Source organism: Pseudomonas sp. P4_C3 (assembly GCF_056402075.1).
In genome coordinates this window covers 1-4,602 of the sequence record NZ_JBFUIC010000313.1, presented here as the reverse complement: position 1 = coordinate 4,602, position 4,602 = coordinate 1, and the positions used below count along the sequence as shown (strand labels likewise).

General features: G+C 56.3%; 5 protein-coding genes. 4 read left to right on the top strand and 1 reads right to left on the bottom strand.

Going from position 1 to position 4,602, the window contains the following annotated elements; all coding sequences use genetic code 11:
- The coding region (locus AC1DVH_RS26500) for an acetyl-coenzyme A synthetase N-terminal domain-containing protein (protein WP_477756285.1) at window positions 1-176 on the bottom strand (176 nt) is incomplete at its 3' end.
- A 428-nt stretch (window positions 177-604) separates the two neighbouring features.
- Between AC1DVH_RS26500 and AC1DVH_RS26495 the strand changes: the two genes are divergently transcribed.
- From AC1DVH_RS26495 to AC1DVH_RS26480, 4 genes are all read left to right on the top strand, one after another.
- Complete coding sequence (locus AC1DVH_RS26495; RefSeq protein ID WP_223533448.1) at window positions 605-868, top strand: DUF2790 domain-containing protein; 264 nt, start codon at window positions 605-607, stop codon at window positions 866-868.
- A gap of 190 nt (window positions 869-1,058) precedes the next feature.
- Window positions 1,059-1,334 (top strand): hypothetical protein, encoded by a 276-nt coding sequence (locus tag AC1DVH_RS26490; RefSeq protein ID WP_477756284.1) that lies wholly within the window; start codon window positions 1,059-1,061, stop codon window positions 1,332-1,334.
- Window positions 1,335-1,861: 527 nt separating this feature from the next.
- Window positions 1,862-3,109 (top strand): ribonucleotide-diphosphate reductase subunit beta, encoded by a 1,248-nt coding sequence (locus tag AC1DVH_RS26485; protein ID WP_108215199.1) that lies wholly within the window; start codon window positions 1,862-1,864, stop codon window positions 3,107-3,109.
- A gap of 150 nt (window positions 3,110-3,259) precedes the next feature.
- Window positions 3,260-4,591, top strand: coding sequence for an IS4 family transposase (locus tag AC1DVH_RS26480; protein WP_477756283.1), 1,332 nt, complete (start codon window positions 3,260-3,262; stop codon window positions 4,589-4,591).
- The last annotated feature ends 11 nt before the right edge of the window (window positions 4,592-4,602 follow it).

Below are 4,602 nucleotides of genomic sequence, written 5' to 3'. Positions count from 1 at the left end.
GAAGTCTGCTTCACCGTGGTGAAAGGCTTGATCCAGTCGAGGCGCTTGGCTTGCTCGCGCCAGAAGCCGTCCGGGTTGACGACCGACTGCTGGTACATGGCCTTGTAGGTCGCCTCGTCGGTCAGCGTGTTAGCCAGAACCTCGGGACGAACGGGATACAGGGAAGCCGCACTCATCTTTCTTACCTCGGTGGAATAGTTGTTTTTGTATGACCACGTTTTAGCCGGGCCGGGCCTATAGAACCATTCGACGATGGTAGTAACAAGCCCCTACAAATTGTCATGAAAAACCTTCAAACCCACTACCGCCGCGGTACCTGTGGGAGCGAGCTTGCTCGCGATGGGGCACTAAAGGACACCCATTTCAAGGCTGGGACCCACACAGATCGGGGATTGTTACAGGATCTGTCAAAAGTGTTTATCAAATCCACGACTATATGGACGAGGCGCACACACCTAAAATCCGTCTTGCCAACAAGGCAACCTGATTAACCCAGTTACAGCCCCCACGAAGGCAGTTAATCAAACACCCTGGTACTGAAGTTCCACACGCAATCCCAAAAAGATTGCGTGCCCCCTTTCGACCTCTAAAAGGTAAAAATCAAATGAAAGCTTTATTGGTTCTGGCCCTCAGCAGCGTGTGCCTGACCGCCATGGCCGGCGAGGTCCCGACTGATGTCGCCCAGCAACAACCACCCATTGAGGAATACACTTACTCGATGAATCTGGACATCGCCAAAGTGATCTCCATGAGCGAAGCCCCGAACGTGTGTGAAGTTGTACCCATGAAAATGGAATACGAAGATTCCAACGGTCAACGGCATATCCTGCGTTACAGCGCGATGGGCAACGGCTGCTCTAACGGCTGATCCCCTGCTTCACCCCTCCCCCAATAAGGTTCGACCCACCCGCCTCGATCAGGCAGATGAAGCGCCGAACCTTAATGATCGATTAATTCGATTATTTTAAGCATTTATTTGCGCTTTTTAATCGAAATAGTCAGCGTAAAATCAACTGCAACCCAAGACAAACAACGCCTGCGAAACTGGAGCAACGACCATGAAAACCCAACTGATCCTCGCCCTGACCCTCTCCGTCCTGGCTGCCAACACCTTCGCCGCCGATGGTTACGACCGCACCGGCTCGGCTGCTTACACCAGCGAAGCGGCTGTCGCTTCCGACGGTTACGACCACACCGGTTCCGCGTCCTTCGCCGCCGATGGCGCAGACCACATTGGCGCCGGCAAACTGGCTTCCGACGGCGCTGACCGCACTGGCGCCGCCCGCCTCGCCGCCGATGGTGCCGACCACATCGGTGCCGCTCGCCTGAGCTGATCCGCCAGCGTGACTTCACAGCCCGACTTCGGTCGGGCTTAGTTGTGTCTGGAGCCTGAGAAAACCCCACCGAAACACAAGATGTAGTGAAAAATGCCTTTTTTGGTTATTTCTTGAACAAAAATAATCCAGGGCAAAAAATCAGGAAAAAAAATCTTCCCCCGCCAACATCGTTCAAAGCCCTGTAAACCCTCGCTCCGAACGAAAAACCGCCCCCGTCGACCGATCCGTGAGCCATTTCGCCGCCCCACAGCACGCAAAACTTCCCTATAATGCGGCCTTAAACGGGCCTGCAATATTCCCTTACAGGGATGAAAAGCCAGTCTGAAGCCCCGCACAAGCGATCAAAGCTTGCTGCGCCCATCAGTGGCTCTCGGAACCCCGTACAAATTTCTGTTTGATGCCTGCGTATAGCTGCTGCAAAAAACAATTCCTTTAGATCCAACGCGGCCAGTAAGGCCGTGTGAAAAACCGACCTATCCAATTTCACACGGGCACACTGGCCCTCACGCAGGAGACGACACGTCATGCTGAGCTGGGACGAATTCGACAAAGAAGACACGGAAGTAGCAGTCAAGAGCGCCAACGCTGGCCACGCCACCGAAGCCAACATGGACCGTCTCGACAGCGCCGGCGGTGCCGCCGCCCTGGAAGCCCGTGCCGTGACCGCTTCTGACTCCGCCGCCGTTGCCCGCGCCAAAGCCGCCCTGGATTCCCTCGACGTCGCCGAAGGCCTCGCCGAACTCGAAGGCGCCTCCGCCCGTGTCGCCGTTGACGAAAAGCGCATGATCAACTGCCGCGCCGACCTCAACCAACTCGTACCCTTCAAGTACGACTGGGCCTGGCAGAAGTACCTGGACGGCTGCGCAAACCACTGGATGCCGCAAGAAGTCAACATGACCGCCGACATCGCCCTCTGGAAAGACCCGGAAGGCCTGACCGACGACGAGCGCCGCATCGTCATGCGCAACCTCGGCTTCTTCTCCACCGCCGACTCCCTGGTTGCCAACAACCTGGTCCTGGCCGTGTACCGCCTGATCACCAACCCGGAATGCCGCCAGTACATCCTGCGCCAGGCCTTCGAAGAGGCGATCCACACCCACGCCTACCAGTACTGCATCGAATCGCTGGCCATGGATGAAGGCGAAATCTTCAACATGTACCACGAGATCCCATCGGTCGCGAAAAAAGCCACCTGGGGCCTGAAATACACCCGCTCGATCTCCGATCCGAAGTTCGAAACCGGCACCGTCGAAACCGACAAAGAACTGCTGCGCAACCTGATCGCCTACTACTGCGTCCTGGAAGGCATCTTCTTCTACTGCGGCTTCACCCAGATCCTCTCCATGGGCCGCCGCAACAAAATGACCGGCGTCGCCGAGCAGTTCCAGTACATCCTGCGCGACGAATCCATGCACCTGAACTTCGGCATCGACGTGATCAACCAGATCAAAATCGAAAACCCGCATTTGTGGGATGCCGAGATGAAGGAAGAGGCTTCGCAGATGATTCTGCAGGGCACTCAGCTGGAGATCGAATACGCGCGTGACACCATGCCTCGTGGGGTATTGGGCATGAATGCGGCGATGATGGAGGACTACCTGAAGTTCATCGCTAACCGTCGCTTGTCGCAGATTGGGTTGAAGGAAGAGTATCCAGGGACGACTAACCCGTTCCCTTGGATGAGCGAGATCATGGACTTGAAGAAAGAGAAGAATTTCTTCGAGACTCGGGTTATTGAGTATCAGACTGGTGGGGCTTTGAGCTGGGATTGATTCTAGAGCTTGCAGCGATTTGACGACTTGAATCGACAAATCGAATACCAAAAAGCCCCGATCTGATCGTAATGCTGTTCACTTAAGTATTTGAGTCCCAGCCGGGCTTCCCCGAAAATCCGATGCCAGACCTCTGGCATCGGATTTTTTATGTCTGTTCAACAGGACCTGCTCGACCTCGGCGACCTTTTCAACTTTTGCGACCTGAGCACCTTCACCCAAAACATCCCGATTGAGTGGGTAGCGTCTGCGCTGGATCTATCCAGTCAGGCCACCATTCGCCGACGGCGCCTGCCCGCCGATCAGGTGCTTTGGCTGGTGCTTGGCATGGCGCTATTTCGAGACGAGCCGGTTCACGAGGTGGCCAGACGCTTGAACATTTGCGCCCAAGGTCTGGCCTCCGACCATTTATTGGCCCGTAGTGGTGTAACCGAAGCTCGTAAACGGCTCGGTGCCGACCCCGTTGAGTGGTTGTTCCGCAAGACTGGCAACCAATGGGGTGCGGAGCGCTATGACGGTGATGCTTGGCATGACCTGCAGGTATTCGCGGTGGATGGAGCACTTTTGCGTACCCCGGATACGCCCGAGCTTCGAGCGCACTTCGGGTCGGGAAACACCCCGAGCGACCGCCAGACGCCTTTTCCCATGATGCGTCTGGTGGCGTTGATGAATGTGCGCTCGCACGTGATCCTGGATGCGCAGCTGAGCCCTTACCGACGCAGTGAAATGCGCTTGGCCGATGAGTTCCTGCAGCAAATTCCCGACCATTCGGTGACGCTGTTCGACAAAGGGTTCTGGGGGGCCGAACTGCTGTCGAGCCTGAGCAGAGCCGGCACCCACCGTCATTGGTTGATCCCGGCAAAAAAGGGAATGGTCTGTGAGGAAGTGACCCGTTACAGCGAGCACGACCGCCTGTTGCGCATGAAGGTCTCGCCGCAGGCCAGGAAGCGAAACCCGGCTCTTCCAACGCATTGGGAGGCCCGCGAAGTCAGCTATGAAATTCACGGCAAGCTAAAGACCGTCATGACGTCGTTGCCGGCCAACACCTACAACACCAAGGCCGTCGCCAAGCTTTATCAGGAGCGCTGGGAGATCGAATTGGGCTTCAGAGACATCAAAAGTTCGATGCAGCAGAACGCGGTGACCTTGCGTAGCAAGAAAGTCGACTTGGTCTATCAGGAGGTGTGGGGACTTTTGCTGGCTTACAACGTGATTCGTCGAGAGGCCAGTCAGGCAGCAGTGGCGTTTGGCCGAGCGCCCAGCGACATCCGCTTCAAACCGGCCTGCCAGTACATCGCCGTCCAACTGATCGTGATGGCAGCGGCCAATCCGGTTTCAGCCACAGGGAGGCGATTGGCAGAGTTAAGGGCAGGTGTTGGGGGAATGTTTCTGGATCACCGCCCAAGGCCTTCGAGGCCAAGGACGGTGAAAATTTCAAAAACCCGGTTTCCGGTGGACCGTAAGGCTGCTCCGCTTAAGTGAACAGCATTACG

Bases quoted from the DNA above. Each gene is read 5' to 3' on its own strand.
- AC1DVH_RS26495 (WP_223533448.1), top strand. From the start codon at position 605: ATGAAAGCTTTATTGGTTCTGGCCCTCAGCAGCGTGTGCCTGACCGCC.
- AC1DVH_RS26490 (WP_477756284.1), top strand. From the start codon at position 1,059: ATGAAAACCCAACTGATCCTCGCCCTGACCCTCTCCGTCCTGGCTGCC.
- AC1DVH_RS26485 (WP_108215199.1), top strand. From the start codon at position 1,862: ATGCTGAGCTGGGACGAATTCGACAAAGAAGACACGGAAGTAGCAGTC.
- AC1DVH_RS26480 (WP_477756283.1), top strand. From the start codon at position 3,260: ATGTCTGTTCAACAGGACCTGCTCGACCTCGGCGACCTTTTCAACTTT.